Below are 15,602 nucleotides of genomic sequence, written 5' to 3' on the forward strand. Positions count from 1 at the left end.
CCAGAGGCCCTGCGGGGGCTTGTGGGATAGGGTATGGAGATTCTGAAGCATATTCCCGTTCTGTACGAAGAAGCCCTGGACCTCCTGGCTGTGCGGCCTGGGGGGCTTTACGTGGACGCCACCCTGGGGGGGGCCGGGCACGCCCGGGGGATCCTGGAACGGGGGGGGCGGGTCATCGGCCTGGACCAGGACCCAGAGGCCATCGCCCGGGCCCCCAAGCTCCCCGGCCTTACGGTGCTGGAAAGCAACTTCCGCCATCTCAAGAGGGTCCTGGAAAGCCTGGGGGTGGAGCGGGTGGAGGGCATCCTGGCGGACCTGGGGGTGTCCAGCTTCCACCTGGAAGACCCCAGGCGGGGCTTCAGCTACGCCAAGGAGGGCCCCCTGGACATGCGCATGGGGCAGGAAGGCCCCACGGCGGGGGAGGTGGTGAACCGGCTTCCCTTAGAGGAGCTCTACCGCATCCTCCGGGTCTACGGCGAGGAGCCCCGGGCCTACCGCATCGCCCAGGCCATCGTGGAGGCCCGGGCCAAGGCCCCCATTGAGACCACCACGGAGCTGGCGGAGATCGTGCGAAGGGCCGTGGGCTTCCGGCAGGCCGGCCACCCCGCCCGCAAGACCTTCCAGGCCCTGAGGATCTACGTGAACGATGAGCTTGGGGCCCTGGAAGACTTCCTGAAGCAGGCGGCGGAGGTCCTGGCTCCCGGGGGGCGGCTGGTGGTTATCAGCTTCCACTCCCTGGAGGACCGGTTGGTGAAGCGCTTCCTCCGGGAAAGCGGCCTCAGAGTCCTCACCAAAAAGCCCCTCACCCCAAGGGCAGAGGAGGTGGCCCAAAACCCCAGGGCCAGAAGCGCCAAACTCCGGGCTGCGGAAAAGGAGGCGCCATGAGAACGGCGCTCCGCTTCGGCTTCCTCTACCTCTTGGCCCTCCTCCTCCTCTTCGCCTTGGGCCACCGCAACCAGGCGGAGCAGGCCCGCCTGGAGCGGCTGGAGGCCCGGATCCAAGCCCTAAAGGCGGAAGAAGCCCGGCTCCTCAGGGCCCGCTGGTCCGTAACCCCCCACCGGGTCCTGGACTGGGCCGAAGCGCACGGCCTGGTGCCCATGAGCCAGGGGAGGTGGGGGCGGTGACCGCAGGGGTCCAGCGGGTGCAGCTGGTCCTTCTCGGGGCTTTCTCCTACCTGGTGCTCCTGGTCCTAGGGGTCCACGCCCTGGTGGCCCAGGCCCCAAGGCCCACCCCTGCCCCCAAGGCCCTGGCCGTGCCCCGGGGAGGGCTTTACGCCGTGGACGGGACCCCCTTGGCCCTCACCCTGGAGGGGGAACGGGTCTACCCCTTAGGGGAAAGCGCAAGCCAGCTCGTGGGGTTTGGGGAACGGGGAGGGGGGCGGGGCCTCGAGGGCCTAGAAGGGGACCTGAACGGGGCCCTGGCGGGCGGGCGCTCCTTCACCCTCACCCTGGACCCCTGGGTCCAGGCCATGGCGGAGCGAGCGCTTTGGAAGGGCTTCGCCGAAAGCCGGGCCAGTTTCGCCAGCGCGGTGGTTCTAAGCCCAGACGGGCGGATCCTGGCGGTGGCCAACGCCCCCCGCTTCCACCCCGAGGCCCCGAGGAGGAGCCCGGAGGAGGACTTCTCCTGGCGGAACCACGCCTTCCTGGTGCCCCTGGAACCCGGTTCCACCATGAAGGCCCTCACCGCGGCCATGCTCCTGGAGGAAGGGGCGGCGGACCTCGCCACGCGGGTGGAAGCCCCCATGGCCCGGGAGGTGGACGGCTGGACCATCCGGGACGTGGTACCCCACCCCCCCCTTCTCACCTTGGAGGAGGTGCTGAAGTACTCCTCCAACGTGGGGATAAGCCGGCTAGCGGAAAGCCTCACCACGGCCACCTTCTTTGCCTACATGGAAAAACTCCACCTCACCGACTCCAAGCTCCTCCCCGGCCTCAGGGTGGCGGCCCCCATCTACCAGACGCCGGAGGCCTGGAGCCGGGCGGCCTACGCCAACCACACCTTCGGCCAGGGGTTTTTGGTGACCCCGTTGCACCTGGCCGCGGCCTTCAACGCCCTGGTGGACGGGCGCTACCGCCCGCCCGTGCTCTTCCAGGGACAGGAAAGGCCCCCAGAGCGTGTGTTCTCCGAGGAGACCGCAAGGGGGATCCGGAAGGCCCTCATCCAAAGCCTGGCCCCCAGGGCCTACCTTCCGGGCTACCGCCTTGCGGGCAAGACGGGGACGGCCCAGGTGGTGGTGAGGGGGCGCTACTCCCAGGAGGTCTTCACCGCCTGGTTCGCGGGCTTCGTGCCCGGGGACCAGCCCCTTTTCACCGTGGTGGTGGCCGTGCACCACCCCAAGGGGGAGGTCCACGGAAGCCAGGTGGCGGCCCCCATCTTCCGGGAGATGGCCGCGGCGCTCTTGGCCTACCGGGGGGTTCCCCCTATGCTGGAGGGCGGTGAGTAGAGGGTGAATGGCTACGTGAGAGAGGTCTTGCCGGAGTGGGTGGCGGAAAAGGTGGAGGGCCGCCTCCACCCTGGGGGGGCACCGGTACAGGACCTTCACTGGGATAGCCGGGAAGTGACCCCGAAAAGCCTCTTCGTGGCCCTCCCTGGAAGGAGGGTCCACGGCCGGGCCTTCATCCCGGAGGCCCGGGCCCGGGGGGCAAGCCTGGTGCTTTCGGACCACCCCGGGGAGGCCACGGTGGAGGTGAAAGACCCCTACCAGGCCCTCCTCCGCCTGGGAAGCGCCCTAAGAGGGCTCTTCCCGGGGAAGGTCCTGGCGGTGGGGGGAAGCTCGGGGAAGACCACCACCAAGGAAGCCCTGGCCCAGGGGCTTGCCTTCCCCGCACCCCCCGGCAACCAGAACACCGCCCCGCCCCTCGCCCGCTTCTTCCTCCGCCTGGACCCGAAGGCGAGGGGCGCGGTGGTGGAGCTTGGGGTGGACCGGGTGGGGGAGATGGCGGAACTCATGGCCCTGGCCCGGCCCCACCTCTCTGTGCTCACCGCCTTGGGGGAGGAGCACCTCGAGGCCTTCGGCTCCCTGGAAGGGGCCATCCGGGAGGAGCTTGGGCTTTTGGAGGCGGAAGAAGCCCTGGTGAGCGAGCTCGCCCTCCCCTACCTTCCGAGGCCCTACCCCACGTATGGCTTCCGAGAAGGGGCGTTTCGGGGGGAAGACCTGGAGCTCGGCCCGGAGGGGAGCGCCTTCCGCTACCGGGGGCTCAGGGTGCAGCTCCCCTACCCGGGACCAGGGCCCGCCTACGGGGCCCTGGCCGCCATGGCGGTGGCGGAGGTGCTGGGGGAGGACCTGGAGGTGGTGGCCGAACGGCTTTCCAGCCTCCGTCTCCCCCCGGGACGGATGGAGCGGAAGGAGATAGGGGGCGTGGTCTTCCTCAACGACGCCTACAACGCCAACCCCCTCTCGGTGAAGGCGGGGCTACGCTGGCTTGCCGCCCAGCCCGGGCGGAAGTGGGCCGTCCTCGGGGAGATGCGGGAGCTTGGGGAGGCGAGCAAGCGCCTGCACCTCGAGGTGGCGGAGGAGGCGGCGAGGCTTGGGCTAAGGCCCCTTTACCTCGGGCCCTTCGCCAAGGCCCAGGCCGCCTTGGGGGGGGAGGCGGCGGAGGGCCTCCTCGAGGCCCTGGCCTGGCTCAAGGCCCGGGTGGCCCCGGGGGATTTGGTCTACCTGAAAGCCTCGAGGGCCATCGGCCTGGAAAGGATCTTGGAGCTATGGGACGCCTAGCCCTTCTCCTCCTCCTTGCCGCCTGCGCCCCCCTTGCGGCCCAGCCCCTCCTCCCCTACCCCGGGGGGTTTGCGGAAGGGGGGCTGGTGGGGGGGCGCTTCCAGGTGGTCCTGCCGGGGGTCCCCCTCTTCCTGGATGCAGACGAGAAGGCCCTCTACGCCACCTACCCCTACGAGCTCCTCCGCTACGATGGCCTGATCCTGGAAAGCCTTCCTCTCCCCGGGGTGCCCACCTTCCTAAGGGCCCGCCCCGGGCTCGCCGTGGGGCTTGGGCAGGCGGTGTACACGGAAAGGGGCCTCCTCCCCTATCCGGCCAGGGACGCGGCCCTTACGGAAGAAGGGCTCTTTTGGGTAGGGGAAAAGGGCCTCCACATGGGAAGCGCCCTCCTAGAAGAAGGGGATTTCCGGCAGGTGGTGGCCTGGGCGGGGCAGGTGGTGGCCCTGGGAAGGGAGGCCTACTTCCACCCGCAGGGCCCAAGGGTGGCCCTCCCGGCGCCCGTGGAAGCGGCCGCGGCCACGGCCTGCGGGGTGGCCTTCCTGGCAGGGGGGCGGCTTTTCCTCCTTAGGGAAACGGGGATTAAGCTGTGGGCGGAAGGGACCAGGATGGCCGCCTTGGGGGAAAGGGTCTACCTCACCCCAGGGCCAAGGGTTTTGGACTGCCGGGAGGTGGTATGGCCCTAGCCCTCGTCCTTTCCTGGCTCTTCACCGGGTTTTGGATCGCGGGGATGAAGGCCCTGGGCCTGGGGAAGCGGATCCGCCGCGATGGGCCCGAGACCCATCTCAAGAAGGAGGGTACCCCCAGCATGGGCGGGGTGGCCTTCCTCCTGGCGGGCTTTCTCGCCTACCTCTTCTTGGGCCAGGACCCCTACAGGGGGCTTTGGCTCCTTGGGCTTGGGTTCGGGCTGCTTGGGCTTCTGGACGACCTTTCAGGAAGCCTGGGAAGGCCCCTTAGGGCGAGGGAGAAGCTTGCAGCCCAGGTCCTCATGGGCCTGGTCTTCGCCCTCTGGACCGTGCGCCAGATGGCCTACACCCCTTGGCCCATCTTGGACGTCCTCCTCATCCTCCTGGCGGTGGTGGGAGCGGCCAACGCCTTCAACTTCACCGACGGGGTGGACGGCCTCCTGGCCTCCGTCACCGCGGTCCTCCTCCTCCCCTTCTACCCCTACCCCTTCGCCCAGGCCCTCCTGGGGAGCGCGTTGGGCTTCCTCTGGCACAACGCCCCCCCGGCCAAGGTCTTCATGGGGGACGTGGGGAGCCAGGCCCTAGGGGCCATGGTGGCGGGGCTTTTCGTCCTCACGGGGAAGCTTTGGCTTCTGCCCTTGGCGGCCATCGTGCCCGTGTTGGAGGTGCTCTCCGTGGTGGCCCAGGTTCTCTATTTCCGGCGCACGGGGCGGAGGCTTTTCCGGATGAGCCCCCTCCACCACCACTTTGAGCTTCTGGGCTGGGGGGAGGCCAAGGTGGTCTTTCGCTTCGCCCTCCTCACCGCCTTGGCCACCGCCTTGGCCTTCGGGGGGGTGGGGGGATGATCCTGGTCTATGGCCTGGGCCGAAGCGGCCTTGGGGTGCTCCGCTTCCTGAAGGGCCAGGGGCTTCCCGCCCGCTTCCACGACGACCGGCCCAAGGAGGAGGTGGTGGCGGAGGCGTTGGCCCTGGGCTTTGCCGAGGACCCTGACCCCCAGGACTACCCCCTGGTGGTGGCCGCCCCGGGGGTGCCCCTCACCCACCCCAGGCTCGAGGCCCTAAGGGCCCGGGGGGCCGAGGTGATCGGGGAGGCGGAGCTCGCCTACCGCATGGGCAAAACCCCCATCGTCGGCATCACGGGCACCGCGGGCAAGACCAGCACCACCCTCTTCACCGCCCACCTCCTAAGGGGGCAGGGCCTAAGGGCCCTAGAGGGGGGCAACGTGGACCCGCCCTTGGTGAGCGTGGTGGATGAGGCGGAGGTGGCGGTGGCCGAGCTTTCCAGCTTCCAGCTGGAGCGGGTGGTGCGCTTCCGCCCCCGGGTGGCCGTCCTCCTGAACTTGGGGGTAGACCACCTGGACCGGCACGGGAGCCTCGAGGCCTACCACCAGGCCAAGCTGAACCTCCTCAAGAACCTCACCCCCGAAGATGCCCTGGTCTACAATGGGGCCGACCCCAAGGTGCGGGCGGAGGCCCTAAAGAGCCCCGCCCGGCTTTATCCCTTCGCCCCGGGGGAGACCCCGAGGGAAAGCAACCTAAAGGCCGCCCTCGAGGCCACCCGGGCCTACCTGGACCTCCTGGGCCGCCCCCTGGACGGGGAGGCTCTGAGGAGGAGCCTGGAAACCCTTCCCGAGCCTGCCCACCGCTTCCAGGTCTTCGCCCGCAAAGGGGGGGTGATTTTCATAGACGACTCCATCGCCACCCGCACCCCTTCCGTGGCCGCGGCGCTACAGGCGGCCCCCGCCCCCATCGCCTGGATCCTGGGGGGGGAGGACAAGGGGGCGGACGTGGAGCCCCTAAGGCCCCTCCTCGGGCGGGTGCGGGTGGTCCTGGCCATCGGCCGGGACGGGCCCCGCTTGGCCCGGGCCCTAGGGGGGGTGGAGGTGGTGGAGATCCTCGAGAAGGACGGAAGGGCGACCATGCAGCGGGCGGTGGCGGAGGCCCTGGCCCGCCTGGAAGCGGGGAGCGTCCTCCTCGCTCCCCTGGCGGCCAGCTTTGACCAGTTCCGGGACTACCGGGACCGGGCCCAGGCCTTCCGGGAAGCGGTCTTTGCCATGGGAGGTGAACCGTGGACCCCATCCTCCTCCTGACCGGCCTTCTCCTCATGGCCTTTGGCCTTTTGGGGGTGGGGGTGGCCGAGCCCGGCCTCCTTTCCGGCCACCTCCTCCGGATGGGCCTCGCCCTTATCGCCCTGCTGGTGGGAAGCTTCATCCCCCCTAGGCTCCTCCTCAAGGGGGCCTTTGGCTTCCTCCTCGCCACCTTGGTCCTCCTCTTCCTGGTGCTCCTTTTCGGGGACGGCCCGGGGGGGGTTCGGCGGTGGTTCTACCTGGGGCCCTTGGCCTTCCAACCCTCGGAGCTTGCCAAGGTGGCGGTGGTGGCCTACCTGGCCTCCTTCGTGAAGCGCAAGGGGAACGACTACCCCATCCTGGGGCCGGTGCTTTTGGTGGGGTCCGCGGTGGGGCTTGTCCTGGTGGAGCCGGACTTCTCCACCGCTTTCTTCCTGGCCACCCTGGCCACCCTCCTCCTGGTCCTGGCCGGGGTGCCCTGGCGCCGGCTGTTGGCCATCGGCCTCTCGGGCGCTTTGGTGGTGGCCCCCTTCGCCGGCGCCTACCTCAGCCGCTTCCAGTACGTTTCCGAGCGCTTTGAGGGGTTTTTGGCCTACCTCAAGGGGGAAGCGAGCCCCAAGGAAACCGCCTACCAGGTGCTCCAGGCCCAGAAGGCCATCCTCCTGGCGGGGCCCTTGGGCCAGGGGCCCGGGGGGAACCTGCCCCACCTCCCCGAGGCGCACAACGACATGGTCTTCGCCAGCGTGGTCTTCGCCACGGGGTGGCTTGGGGGGGCCATGGTGCTCTTCCTGTACCTCCTCCTTTTCCTGCGGGGGCTTTCCGTGGCCTTAAGGCTTCCTGGAGGGGAAGGGGTCTTGGCCATGGGGCTTACCCTCTACCTCACCCTGCAGGCGGCCCTCAACATCGGGGTCACCTTGGGCTTTCTGCCCGTGACGGGGATGCCCCTGCCCCTTATCTCCTACGGGGGGAGCTCGCTCCTCGTTTCGGGGCTCGCCCTGGGGCTTCTCCTCGCCTTGGAGCGGGAGGGCCGGAAAGGGGGGAAGGCGTGGCCTGCTTCCTCCTGACCGGGGGCGGCACGGGGGGACACCTCTTTCCCGCCCTGGCGGTGGCGGAGGCGCTAAAGGCGCGGGGGCACGGGGTCTTCTACCTGGGGGCCGAGGGGGGCCTCGAGGCCAGCCTCCTCCCCCAAACCGGCCTCCCCTACGCTCTCATCCCCGCAGGGCGGCTGGACCGGAGCGCCTTCCGGCCAGGGGAGTTCTGGAAGCTCAGGGAAGGGCTTAACCGGGCCCGGGCGCTCCTTTTGGAGGTGCGGCCCAAGGCCATCCTCTCCACCGGGGGGTACGCGGGCTTCCCCGGGGGCTGGGTGGGGGCGGGGATGGGGATCCCCCTCCTCCTCCATGAGCAAAACGCCAAGCTGGGCCTCGCGGCCCGGGTCCTGGCCCTAAGGGCCCGGGGCCTCGCCCTAAGCCTCCCCATCCCCTTACCCCCCTTCCTGAGGGGGAAGGCCCGGGTGGTGGGCTACCCCGTGCGGGAGGTGCGCCACCCCAAGGAGGAGGCCAAGCGCAGGCTTGGCTTCCCGGAGAGCCAACCCCTCCTCCTGGTCCTTGGAGGAAGCCAGGGGAGCCTGGAGCTCAACGAGAAGCTTCCCCCCCTCCTCAAGCCCTTAGGCCTCCCCGTCCTCCACCAGGTGGGGCCCCGGTGGGTGGAGCGCTACAAGGCCCTGGAGGAGGGGCACTACCGGGTCCAGGGCTTCGTGGACGCCCCCCTGGCCATGAGCGCCGCGGACCTCCTCCTCGCCCGGGCCGGGGCGGGCACCCTGGCGGAGGCCGCCTTCCACCGCCTCCCCGCCCTCCTCTTCCCCTTAGACCCTAAGCTGGACGGGGGGGCCCAGCGGGCCAACGCCCTGGCCTACGCCCGGGCGGGGGGCATGGTCCTGGGGAACTGGTCTAGGCTTGGGACCCAGGTGGTGGAGATGCTGGAGAAGAGGGAGGTCTACCAAAAAGCCCTTTCGGCCCTCTCCCCCGAGGGGGCGGCCGGGCGGCTTGCAGACTGGCTGGAGGCGCTATGAGGAAGTTCCACATCATGGGGGTTGAAGGCGTGGGCATGAGCGCCCTGGCCCGGCTTCTCCTGGCCGAGGGGCACGGGGTCACGGGGTGCGACCTGGCCCCGGGAGCCAGGGCCAAGGCCTTGGGCGTCCCCGTGCACCAGGGGCATGGGCCCCACCACCTAACGGACGAGGACACCCTGGTGGTCCCCACCCCCATCCCCCCGGACCACCCCGAGGTGAGGGCGGCCAGGGCCCGGGGGCTACGGGTTCTGAGGCGGATGGAGCTCCTCAAGGACCTTCTAGGGGAAAGGCCCTCCTTGGGGGTCACGGGCACCCACGGCAAGAGCACCACCACGGGGATGCTAGCCAGCATCCTCCTCGCCGCGGGGCTGGACCCCTGGGTCCTCCTCGGGGGGGAGCTGAGCCTCCTACCGGGGAACGCCCGCCACGGAAGGGGCCCCCGCCTGGCGGAGGTGGACGAGTCCGACCCCCTCTTCCGGGAGGTGGCGGTGGGGGTGGCGGTGGTGACCAACCTCGAGGCCGACCACGTGGCCCCGGAAGGGATGGTGGCCCCCAACTATCACCCCAGCTTTGGCGCCCTGAAAGAGGCCATGCGGGGTTTTCTGGAAAAGGCCCAGGTGGTGGTCCTCCCCGCGGAAGACCCCCTCCTCTTGACGCTTTCGGAGGGGCTTCCCCGGAGGCTTTTTGGCCGGGGCGGGGCGCTTTGGGCAGAAGGGGTGGAGCCCTTACCCTTGGGAAGCCGCTTCCACCTCGTCCACGAGGGCAAGGACCTGGGGCCCGTGGAGCTCAGGGTCCCCGGGACCCACAACGTCCAAAACGCCCTGGCCGCAAGCCTGGCCGCCTTAAGCTTCGGGGTAGGGCCGGAGGCCATCCGGGAGGGCCTCTTCCGCTTCCCCGGAGTGGGGCGGCGCTTCCAGCGCCTCGGGGAGGTGCGGGGGGCCTTAGTGGTGGACGACTACGCCCACCACCCCACGGAGGTGCGGGCCACCCTCGAGGCCGCCCGGGGCCTGGGCCGAAAGGTGCGGGTCCTCTTCCAGCCCCACCGCATCCTACGTACAGCGGAGCTTTGGGAGGCCTTTGCCGAGGCCTTGGCCCTGGCGGACGAGGTGGTGGTCCTCCCCGTGTACACCGCCGGGGAGGAGGGGGACGCGGAGGGGCTTGCCCGGAAGATCGCGGAGCGCCTCTCCGCCTTAGGGAAGGAAGCCCGCTTCCTAGGAAAGGAGGAAGCCCTGGCCTACGCCCGAAGCCGGCTAGGCCCGGAGGATCTCTGGCTTACCATGGGGGCAGGGGACGTGAACCGCCTAGGGGAGGTCTTGGTCCATGAGGGTTGAGCACGTGCTCCTCAAGGACTACACCACCTTAGGGGTGGGGGGGCCAGCGGAGCTTTGGACCGTGGAGACCCCGGAGGACCTGAAAAAGGCCACGGAGGCCCCCTACCGGGTTCTGGGAAACGGATCCAACCTCCTAGTGATGGACGAGGGGGTGGAGGAGCGGGTGATCCGCCTCGGAGGGGTCTTTGCGGAGTGGGACCTCAAAGGGTGGGTGGGGGCGGGGGCCCTCCTCCCCCCTTTGGTGCAGGAGGCAGCCCGGCAGGGGCTTTCGGGGCTGGAAGGCCTCCTCGGCATCCCCGCCCAGGTGGGGGGAGCGGTGAAGATGAACGCGGGCACCCGCTTTGGGGAGATGGCGGACGCCCTGGAGGCGGTGGAGATCTTCCACGAGGGGCGCTTCCAGGTCTACGAGCCCAAGGAGCTCGGCTTCGGCTACCGGCAAAGCCGCCTGCCCCCTGGGGGTATCGTCACCCGGGTGCGGCTTAGGCTCAAAGAGAGGCCAAGGGAGGAGATCCGGCGGCGCATAGCCGAGGTGGACGCGGCCAGGAAGGGCCAGCCCAAGAAGAAAAGCGCGGGTTGCGCCTTCAAAAACCCCCCCGGGCAGTCCGCGGGCCGCCTCATAGACCAGCGGGGCCTGAAGGGCCTAAGGGTAGGGGGCGCCATGGTCTCCCTGGAGCACGGCAACTTCATCGTGAACCTGGGCGGGGCCAGGGCCCAGGACATCCTGGCCCTGGTCCGGGCCATCCAGGAGGAGCTTCCCCTGGAGCTGGAATGGGAGGTGTGGCCGTGAAGGGGCTTAGGCTGACCGTCCTGGGCCTCCTCCTGGCCACCCTCTACGTGGGGAGCCTGGTTCTCTTCCCCGTGGAGGAGGTGCGGGTGGAGGGGCTTAAGCACCTGAAGGAGGAAACCGTGCTGGAGGCCCTTCGGCTCACCCCTGGGGATCCTTGGCTTTGGGTCTTCCCCCGGCGGGCGGAAGCCCTTAGGGGCAACCCCTGGGTGGCCGAGGCCTCCCTGGAAAAGCCCAGGGTGGGGGCGGTGCGGGTGGTGGTCCGGGAACGGAAGCCCTTCCTCCCCCTAGAAGACGGACAGGCCCTCTCCGAGGACGGGGTCCTCCTCCCCGGGGGGGCCCCCTTCGCCCGGGGGCCTAAGGTGGTGGGCCGGGGGCCCCTTCCCAAAGAGGCCCTCCTGGCCCTGGCCCGGGCCTACCCAGAGGCCCACCGCCTCCGCTACACCCCTGCAGGGTTCTGGGTGGAGCTTCCCGAGGTCACCCTTTTTGCCCCCAGCACAGAACTTCTGCTAAAGTATGCCCAAGTGCCCAAGCCTAAGGGCCAGGTTTTCTTGTATTCTTGGGGGGTGAGCCAACGCCCATGATCATCGCCGGATTGGACGTAGGAACCAGCAAGGTCACCACCGTCATCGGGGAACTCGCCCCCGATGGGGTTCTGGATATTATCGGCGAAAGCACCGTCCCCTCCCAGGGGCTCAAGCGGGGGGTGGTGGTCAATCTGGAAAGGACCACCGAGGCCATCCGCCAAAGCCTCTTCCAGGCCGAAAGGGTGGCGGGCATCAAGGTGGAACGGGTGGTGGTGGGGGTGGGGGGGCCGCACCTCAAGGGGATCACCAGCCACGGCCTGGCCGCCATCCGCCGGGGGCACACCATCGCCGAGGCAGATGTGGAGCGGGCCATAGAGCAGGCCAAGGCCTACCCCCTGGACGGGGAGATTGAGCTCCTCCACGCCCTGCCTCTGGAGTACCGGGTGGACGGGCAGGAGGGGATCCGCGACCCCGTGGGCATGGCGGGGGTGCGCCTCGAGGTGGACGTGCACCTGGTGGCGGCGGGCCGGGGCCCCCTGGCCAACCTGCGCCGGGCGGTGGAGGGGGCGGGGTTGGAGGTGGAGGCCTTCGTGGTCCAGGCCTTAGCCAGCGGCCTGGGGGCCCTTCTCCCCGAGGAGGAAAATATGACCGTCCTCCTCCTGGACATCGGGGGCGGCACCACCGACGTGGCGGTGTTCAAGAACGGCCGCCTGGCCCACACCGCCGTCTTGCCCCTAGGGGGCGAGCACGTGACGGGCGACATCGCCCAGCTCCTCAAGATCCCCTTTGAGGAGGCCGAGCGGGTGAAGCGCAAGTACGGGGCCGCCCTTCCCGAACTGGCGGACCCGGAGCTCGTCTTGGAGATCAACCAGGAGGGGGGCACCCTGGGGGAGGTGCCTGCCCCAGAACTCGCCCGTATCATCCGGCCCCGCTTACGGGAGATCCTCCACCTGGCCCGCCAAAGCGTGGACGAGGCCATGGGACCCCTGGAGATCCGGGTGAACCGGGTGGTCCTCACCGGGGGGAGCACCCTCATGCGGGGGGTGGACCTCCTGGCCCGGCAGCAGTACAACCTCCCGGTGCGGATCGGCAGGCCCCAAGGGGTCTCGGGCCTCTCGGACGTGGTGGCTTCCCCGGCCCACGCGGCCGCGGTGGGCCTGGTGCGCTACGGGGCCACCCTGCCCGTGCGCACCCCGGAACGGAGGACGCCCAAGAAGGGCGAAGAGGAGGCTAAGGGGGCAGGGTTTCTGGCCAAGATTAAGGATTTTCTGAGCAATCTATTCTAGGGGGGAGGGTATGGAAGGAGCGCGGATCAAGGTCATCGGCCTGGGAGGTGCGGGGAACAACGCGGTGAACCGCATGATTGAGGCGGGGCTTAATGGGGTGGAGTTCATCGCCGCCAACACCGACGCCCAGGTGCTGGCCAAGAGCCTGGCCGACACCCGCATCCAGCTTGGGGAAAGGCTCACCCGGGGCCTGGGGGCGGGGGCCAACCCCGAGATTGGGGAGAAGGCGGCCCTCGAGACGGAGGACCTCATCGCCGAGGCCCTGGAGGGGGCGGACTTGGTCTTCATCACCGCGGGGATGGGGGGCGGCACGGGTACGGGGAGCGCCCCCGTGGTGGCGGAGATCGCCAAAAGGCTTGGGGCCCTTACGGTGGCCGTGGTCACCCGGCCCTTTAGCTTTGAGGGTCCAAGAAGGATGCGGGCCGCGGAGGAAGGCATCAAGCGCCTGAGGGAACGGGTGGACGCCATGGTGGTGGTTCAGAACGACCGCCTCCTCTCCGCGGTGGACAAGAAGATGACCCTGAAAGACGCCTTCCTCATCGCCGACCGGGTCCTCTACCACGGGGTGAAGGGGATCACCGATGTCATCAACCTCCCCGGGCTCATCAACGTGGACTTCGCCGACGTAAAGGCCCTCCTGGAGGGGGCGGGCCAGGTCCTCATGGGCATCGGGGCGGGCCGGGGGGAAAACCGGGTGGAGGAGGCCGCCCGCTCCGCCACCCAAAGCCCCCTCCTGGAGCGCTCTATAGAGGGGGCGAGGCGGCTCCTCCTCAACGTGGTGGGCTCGGAGGAGCTTTCCCTCATGGAGGCCGCGGAGGTGGTGGAGAGGATCCGGGAGGCCACGGGCCACGAGGAGGTGGACATCCTCTACGGGGTCACCTACGACGAACGGGCCCAGGACGAGCTTAGGGTTATCCTCATCGCCGCGGGGTTCGGGGAGAGCACCGTGGTGCCCCGCCCCGCACGCCCCATTGACCTCGGGGCGAGCCACCTGGACCCCTATAACTACGAGATCCCCGCCTTTCTGCGCTACGGGGACGGGGACTACCCCCCAAAGCGCGGGAACTAGGGTGAAAACCCTCCCTGGGACTCGAGGAAAAAACCTGCCGAACCCTCTTTTTGGAGCCACGCCTGGGAAAGCCTCGGCAGGGCGCTTGCGCACGGGAAAGCGCTGAGGGATGGTCGTCTTAGGGGTGGATCCCGGCATCACCCACCTGGGCCTGGGGGTGGTTCGGGTGGAAGGGGGAAAGGGGGCCCTTAGGGCCTCCCTCCTATACGGGGAGGTGGTGCAGACCTCCAGCAAGGAGGGGGCGGCGGAACGGGTGGGCCGGATCTACGAGAGGGTGCGGGCCGCCTTGGAGGCCCACGCCCCCGAGGCCGTGGCGGTGGAGGAGCAGTTCTTTTACCGCCAAAACGAGCTGGCCTACAAGGTGGGCTGGGCCCTGGGGGCGGTGCTGGTGGCCGCCCACCAGGCGGGGGTGGCGGTCTTTGCCTACGGCCCCATGCAGGTGAAGCAAGCCCTGGTGGGGCACGGCCACGCCCCCAAGGAGGCGGTGGCCCTGGCCGTGCGGGGGGCCCTTGGGCTTAAGGAGGCCCCCAAATCCAGCCACCTGGCGGATGCCCTGGCCATCGCCCTAACCCACGCCTTCTACGCCCGGCTCTCCGCGGCCAAGCCCCTGTAGCCGGGGCCTCCAACGCCCAAGGTCCCATCCGTCATACTCGCCTCATGGGTAAGCTCCTCGCGCTTCTTTTGGGCCTTGGGCTAGGGCTGGCCCAGGTCTACCGGGCCCTGCCCGGGGCGGACACCGGCCAACCCCATCTAGACCGGAGCTACGCCCTGGTGTACGAGGCAGAAGCCCCCCAGGCGGTGCTTCTCTTCGTGCCGGGCCTCCTTGGAGGAAGCACCAACTTTGCCCTATTGGCGGAGAAGATCCGGGCCCTGACCCCTTGGGTGGAGGTCTGGGCTTGGGAGCGGCGGGCCAACGGCCTCGAGGATCGCCGGGGCTTCCTTCAGGAAGACCCCCTGGCCTACTACGCCACCCTGGCGGAACCCGACCTCAGCCCCTTGCGGGCCTTTGGCCTTCAGGTGCACCTAGAGGACCTGGACCGGGCGGTGGAGGCGGCGGGGCGGCGAGGCCCCGTGGTCCTCCTGGGCCACTCCTTAGGGGCGGCCCTGGCCACCCTGTACGCCTTCCAGCACGGGGAAAAGCTAAAAGGCCTCGTCCTCCTGGACGGCACCCTTAATCCGCCCCTACTCGGCAAAGAGGCCCTGGAAAGGGGAAGGGAGACGCCCTTTGGCCCTCTCCCCGGGCTTGCCGACCTCCTTGCAGGCAGGGCCGACCCTGTCTTCCGCCTGCCCTTTCTGGGGCCGAAGGCGCTGGCCCTGGCGGAGGCGGAGGCCTTTCTGGCCGCTCAAAGGCCCTTGGAGACCGTCCCCTTCGGCCCCCACCGGGCCACCCGGGAAGCCCGGGCCCTCCTCCGGGTGGACGACGACTACAGCCTCTTCCCCCTCTTTGCCGTAAGCGTAGGCCAAGCCTGGGCCCGGGAGGGGTTCAGCCTCCTCGGCCTCCTCCAGGGGCGGCTGGTGCGCACCGTCCGGGGGCCTAGGGAAGGGGTCATCCGCTGGCAGGACACCGGGGAGGCCACCGACCCCCGGGCCTTCCTCCGGGCCTTCGCCCAGGAAGGGACGGGCTTTTCCGAGTGGTACTTCCCCTTGCGCCTTCTCTTGGAAATCGGGGGTTACCCCGAGGTCCTGCCGGGCCTTAGGCCCAGGACCCTCCCCTACCCCGTCCTGGGCCTTGGGGCGGGGAGGGGGCTTCTTCCCTGGGCGGAGGGGTTCCGCCTCCCCGAGCTCTTCCCAAGGACCCCTACCCGGACCGAGGTCCTCCCCGGCCTCACCCACCTGGACCTCCTCACGGAAAGGGAGGGGCGGACCGCCAGGGCCATCCTGGACTACCTGAAGGGGCTGGGGTTGCCCTAAAGGCCTAGCTGAGCCAGCCCTTGCGGGCGGCGTAGCGGAGGAGCTCTCCCCGGCTTTTCAGGCCCAGCTTCTCCATCCCCCGCTCCCGGTAGGTGGCCACGGTTTTTTCGGAAATCCCCAGGCGTTCGGCCACCTCCTTATGGGAAAGGCCCTGGGCCAGGAGGCG

17 protein-coding genes are annotated in these 15,602 nt (G+C 69.4%); 16 read left to right on the top strand and 1 reads right to left on the bottom strand.

The annotated features are described in order from the left end of the window. The first annotated feature begins 33 nt into the window (after positions 1 to 33). The 16 genes from rsmH (at position 34) to WKI94_RS09075 (ending at position 15,436) form a co-directional block, all read left to right on the top strand. Complete coding sequence (rsmH, locus tag WKI94_RS09000; protein WP_337845420.1) at positions 34 to 885, top strand: 16S rRNA (cytosine(1402)-N(4))-methyltransferase RsmH; 852 nt, start codon at positions 34 to 36, stop codon at positions 883 to 885. Next, entirely contained in the window at positions 882 to 1,124 is a 243-nt protein-coding gene (locus WKI94_RS09005; protein ID WP_337845421.1) for a hypothetical protein, read from the top strand. Before rsmH ends, WKI94_RS09005 begins: the two co-directional genes overlap by 4 nt. Next, positions 1,121 to 2,443, top strand: a complete 1,323-nt coding sequence (locus tag WKI94_RS09010) for a penicillin-binding transpeptidase domain-containing protein (protein ID WP_337845422.1) — start codon at positions 1,121 to 1,123, stop codon at positions 2,441 to 2,443. Before WKI94_RS09005 ends, WKI94_RS09010 begins: the two co-directional genes overlap by 4 nt. 3 nt (positions 2,444 to 2,446) lie before the next feature. Further along, on the top strand, positions 2,447 to 3,715 hold the full coding sequence (murF, locus tag WKI94_RS09015) for a UDP-N-acetylmuramoyl-tripeptide--D-alanyl-D-alanine ligase (RefSeq protein WP_337845423.1): 1,269 nt from the start codon (positions 2,447 to 2,449) through the stop codon (positions 3,713 to 3,715). Next, positions 3,703 to 4,395 (top strand): hypothetical protein, encoded by a 693-nt coding sequence (locus WKI94_RS09020; RefSeq protein ID WP_337845424.1) that lies wholly within the window; start codon positions 3,703 to 3,705, stop codon positions 4,393 to 4,395. The genes murF and WKI94_RS09020 overlap by 13 nt, the downstream gene beginning before the upstream one ends. Further along, the gene (locus tag WKI94_RS09025) at positions 4,386 to 5,240 is read left to right on the top strand and encodes a phospho-N-acetylmuramoyl-pentapeptide-transferase (RefSeq protein ID WP_337845425.1); all 855 of its coding nucleotides are present in this window, start codon (positions 4,386 to 4,388) and stop codon (positions 5,238 to 5,240) included. Before WKI94_RS09020 ends, WKI94_RS09025 begins: the two co-directional genes overlap by 10 nt. Further along, the gene (locus WKI94_RS09030; RefSeq protein WP_337845426.1) at positions 5,237 to 6,484 is read left to right on the top strand and encodes a Mur ligase family protein; all 1,248 of its coding nucleotides are present in this window, start codon (positions 5,237 to 5,239) and stop codon (positions 6,482 to 6,484) included. The genes WKI94_RS09025 and WKI94_RS09030 overlap by 4 nt, the downstream gene beginning before the upstream one ends. Continuing rightward, positions 6,463 to 7,524, top strand: coding sequence for an FtsW/RodA/SpoVE family cell cycle protein (locus WKI94_RS09035; RefSeq protein WP_337845427.1), 1,062 nt, complete (start codon positions 6,463 to 6,465; stop codon positions 7,522 to 7,524). Before WKI94_RS09030 ends, WKI94_RS09035 begins: the two co-directional genes overlap by 22 nt. Next, on the top strand, positions 7,506 to 8,528 hold the full coding sequence (locus WKI94_RS09040) for a UDP-N-acetylglucosamine--N-acetylmuramyl-(pentapeptide) pyrophosphoryl-undecaprenol N-acetylglucosamine transferase (RefSeq protein WP_337845428.1): 1,023 nt from the start codon (positions 7,506 to 7,508) through the stop codon (positions 8,526 to 8,528). The genes WKI94_RS09035 and WKI94_RS09040 overlap by 19 nt, the downstream gene beginning before the upstream one ends. After that, positions 8,525 to 9,859 (top strand): UDP-N-acetylmuramate--L-alanine ligase, encoded by a 1,335-nt coding sequence (murC, locus tag WKI94_RS09045; protein ID WP_337845429.1) that lies wholly within the window; start codon positions 8,525 to 8,527, stop codon positions 9,857 to 9,859. Before WKI94_RS09040 ends, murC begins: the two co-directional genes overlap by 4 nt. After that, the gene (locus WKI94_RS09050; RefSeq protein ID WP_337845430.1) at positions 9,849 to 10,646 is read left to right on the top strand and encodes a UDP-N-acetylmuramate dehydrogenase; all 798 of its coding nucleotides are present in this window, start codon (positions 9,849 to 9,851) and stop codon (positions 10,644 to 10,646) included. Before murC ends, WKI94_RS09050 begins: the two co-directional genes overlap by 11 nt. Further along, positions 10,628 to 11,227 carry an FtsQ-type POTRA domain-containing protein gene (locus WKI94_RS09055; protein WP_337845431.1) on the top strand — a complete coding sequence of 200 codons (600 nt, stop codon included), beginning with the start codon at positions 10,628 to 10,630 and terminating at the stop codon, positions 11,225 to 11,227. Before WKI94_RS09050 ends, WKI94_RS09055 begins: the two co-directional genes overlap by 19 nt. Continuing rightward, a complete protein-coding gene (ftsA, locus tag WKI94_RS09060) occupies positions 11,224 to 12,456 on the top strand; it encodes a cell division protein FtsA (RefSeq protein ID WP_337845432.1) in 1,233 nt (410 codons plus the stop codon). The genes WKI94_RS09055 and ftsA overlap by 4 nt, the downstream gene beginning before the upstream one ends. Before the next feature lie 10 nt (positions 12,457 to 12,466). After that, positions 12,467 to 13,525, top strand: coding sequence for a cell division protein FtsZ (gene ftsZ / locus WKI94_RS09065; RefSeq protein WP_337845433.1), 1,059 nt, complete (start codon positions 12,467 to 12,469; stop codon positions 13,523 to 13,525). A 109-nt stretch (positions 13,526 to 13,634) separates the two neighbouring features. Beyond that, entirely contained in the window at positions 13,635 to 14,138 is a 504-nt protein-coding gene (locus WKI94_RS09070; RefSeq protein WP_337845434.1) for a crossover junction endodeoxyribonuclease RuvC, read from the top strand. Between the two features lie 44 nt (positions 14,139 to 14,182). Next, a complete protein-coding gene (locus WKI94_RS09075) occupies positions 14,183 to 15,436 on the top strand; it encodes an alpha/beta fold hydrolase (protein WP_337845435.1) in 1,254 nt (417 codons plus the stop codon). Positions 15,437 to 15,440: 4 nt separating this feature from the next. Here the strand turns inward: WKI94_RS09075 and WKI94_RS09080 are convergent, their stop codons facing one another. Further along, the gene (locus WKI94_RS09080) at positions 15,441 to 15,596 is read right to left on the bottom strand and encodes a LuxR C-terminal-related transcriptional regulator (protein ID WP_337845436.1); all 156 of its coding nucleotides are present in this window, start codon (positions 15,594 to 15,596) and stop codon (positions 15,441 to 15,443) included. Positions 15,597 to 15,602: the final 6 nt, after the last annotated feature.

The sequence above is a fragment of the Thermus sp. genome (assembly GCF_037444525.1).
In the GTDB taxonomy this organism is placed as follows: Bacteria; Deinococcota; Deinococci; order Deinococcales; family Thermaceae; genus Thermus.

What these genes read in the sequence shown, in the direction of transcription:
- ftsZ (WP_337845433.1), top strand. Translation starts at nt 12,467, where the DNA reads ATGGAAGGAGCGCGGATCAAGGTCATCGGCCTGGGAGGTGCGGGGAAC.
- WKI94_RS09075 (WP_337845435.1), top strand. Translation starts at nt 14,183, where the DNA reads ATGGGTAAGCTCCTCGCGCTTCTTTTGGGCCTTGGGCTAGGGCTGGCC.
- WKI94_RS09070 (WP_337845434.1), top strand. Translation starts at nt 13,635, where the DNA reads ATGGTCGTCTTAGGGGTGGATCCCGGCATCACCCACCTGGGCCTGGGG.
- WKI94_RS09020 (WP_337845424.1), top strand. Translation starts at nt 3,703, where the DNA reads ATGGGACGCCTAGCCCTTCTCCTCCTCCTTGCCGCCTGCGCCCCCCTT.
- rsmH (WP_337845420.1), top strand. Translation starts at nt 34, where the DNA reads ATGGAGATTCTGAAGCATATTCCCGTTCTGTACGAAGAAGCCCTGGAC.
- ftsA (WP_337845432.1), top strand. Translation starts at nt 11,224, where the DNA reads ATGATCATCGCCGGATTGGACGTAGGAACCAGCAAGGTCACCACCGTC.
- WKI94_RS09030 (WP_337845426.1), top strand. Translation starts at nt 5,237, where the DNA reads ATGATCCTGGTCTATGGCCTGGGCCGAAGCGGCCTTGGGGTGCTCCGC.
- WKI94_RS09025 (WP_337845425.1), top strand. Translation starts at nt 4,386, where the DNA reads ATGGCCCTAGCCCTCGTCCTTTCCTGGCTCTTCACCGGGTTTTGGATC.
- WKI94_RS09055 (WP_337845431.1), top strand. Translation starts at nt 10,628, where the DNA reads ATGGGAGGTGTGGCCGTGAAGGGGCTTAGGCTGACCGTCCTGGGCCTC.
- WKI94_RS09050 (WP_337845430.1), top strand. Translation starts at nt 9,849, where the DNA reads ATGAGGGTTGAGCACGTGCTCCTCAAGGACTACACCACCTTAGGGGTG.
- WKI94_RS09005 (WP_337845421.1), top strand. Translation starts at nt 882, where the DNA reads ATGAGAACGGCGCTCCGCTTCGGCTTCCTCTACCTCTTGGCCCTCCTC.
- murC (WP_337845429.1), top strand. Translation starts at nt 8,525, where the DNA reads ATGAGGAAGTTCCACATCATGGGGGTTGAAGGCGTGGGCATGAGCGCC.